General features: G+C 63.6%; 1 pseudogene. It reads left to right on the top strand.

Annotation, left to right across the window (positions count from 1 at the left end):
- Window positions 1-310: 310 nt before the first annotated feature.
- Window positions 311-406: pseudogene (locus H7J86_RS27875) on the top strand (DNA starvation/stationary phase protection protein); the annotation flags it as partial.
- Window positions 407-1,378: the final 972 nt, after the last annotated feature.

The raw sequence follows: 1,378 nt of genomic DNA, 5'->3' as shown, positions 1-1,378 counted from the left end.
GCCGACGGTTCCGAGGCCGGCTCCACGGGTGTCAAGTCCCGCCCCGGTCTCCGCTGGCCCAAGCCGAAGCCGCGGGCGACGACCACCACCGGGGCGTCCGGTGGGTCGGATTCCTCGGAGTCAACCCACACAGCGAAGACTCCTGACTAACCGCTGGATAAGCAAACAACGAGGGGGCGCGAGAGTTCGCGCCCCCTCGTTTCGTTCCATGCAACTTCATGCGCCGCTGGCGCGGCGCCCGGATCCAAGTGCGTCGTTGCGACGGCGCGGTGTGGCCGCTTGCCTCGGTATTCCGAGACCGTGAAGAGTGGACGAGGATCCGACCACCGCGGACATCCTGCATCAGCTGATCGACGGCCTGGAGAAACTGGCCTGCCTCATCAAGTCGGAGAATCGCAAGATGTGAGCCGAATGGGCGAGGCGCCGGAGCGCGCGGCCGCGTCGCCATTTGTGCTTGCTGGGCCGTGGTGACCCCGAAATAGCGTTGGCCGAGCCGGGGTCTTCGTACGCCGCGTCAGCCAACCGACATCGGAGCCTGATCCTGGTGCGGGCCGTGGTGCCCGGCGTCGTCGTGACCGCGCGGTCTGGACTGTCGACCGTGTCGGTAGCCGAGGCTCGACTGTCGGTGCCGGAAGGATCCACACGGCCGCTGCGCCGGCAACGATCTCGCCTGGCGAGGATGCCGATGACGCCCCTTTGGGGCCGCGGAGGCGGCCGCCGGGGCCGGTCGCGTGAGGGGGCGACCCGCCCCGGGCCGGGTGTCCGCCGTGCGATGTCTCTCACATGCCAGGATCGGGCCCCCCGAGGCGGATCGCCGAGGGGTACGGGCAAATGTTGTCCAAGACGGTGTCGGGGTGGATGTCCGTCGAACATACGACGGTGAATGCGTGTTTGCCACGTCGGCATGCTTGGACGTTGATGAGAGCCGCCAAGAAGGGCGCTGTGTCGAGCTGTATGGAAACCGTTGCGCGCCTGTGATTCTGCTGTGATCCGGATCACTCCAGCCGGTGGTCGGGCACAGCTGCACTGAGGCTGGATCTTTGCCATAAGTCGACTAATGCGTATCGAATAAGTTTGTCCTTAATCCTCTGAAAAATTTGCCTAACTTGGTGAAATCGGAATGTCGGAATGGTGCCGAAAATTACGCTTGAGTAATCTCGCGAAAAAACTGGCGGAACCGTCAATAGGCGTGCAATATCCGTGTCCTGACATCGAATCGCACTGCATCGGAACAGGAGTCACCATGGGGGAGCCCGTGCATAAGCCGGTCAAAAAGGTCGCCACGCGCTGCGCTATTGCGGTGACAGCAACGGCGTTAATAGCGGGATCGCCGGGTCAATTCGCATCGCCAGTGTCCTTGCCAGCGATCCGGCATGCG

The organism is Mycobacterium hackensackense (assembly GCF_025822555.1).
GTDB lineage: Bacteria > Actinomycetota > Actinomycetes > Mycobacteriales > Mycobacteriaceae > Mycobacterium > Mycobacterium fluoranthenivorans.
This window is presented reverse-complemented; position numbering and strand designations above follow the sequence as displayed.